The 242-nt window shown below is 68.6% G+C and carries 1 protein-coding gene; it reads left to right on the top strand.

All coding sequences use genetic code 11. The annotated features are described in order from the left end of the window. Positions 1 to 242: hypothetical protein (locus SB717_RS38945; RefSeq protein ID WP_410908615.1), on the top strand; the 242-nt coding region annotated here is incomplete at both ends.

The raw sequence follows: 242 nt of genomic DNA on the forward strand, positions 1-242 counted from the left end.
TGAAGGGAGGCCTTGACACCGCGTTCCGGACGGGGCCGGAGCATCCCACTCACTTCGCCGACATCGACGAGCCGCTGGACGGGACCACGCTGCGGGAGCGCTGCGTCGCCGATCCGGCCAACGTGTCGGTCTCCGTATGGCAGGACTACTACACCCGCCTCGGGCACACGCAGCCGGACAAGCGCGGCCTCCTGCCGTTCCGGGTCTGGCAGTTCTTCGAGGAGATGGTGGCGGCCATCCAG

The sequence above is a fragment of the Priestia sp. SIMBA_032 genome, from assembly GCF_046535215.1.
Lineage (GTDB): Bacteria > Bacillota > Bacilli > Bacillales > Bacillaceae_H > Priestia > Priestia aryabhattai.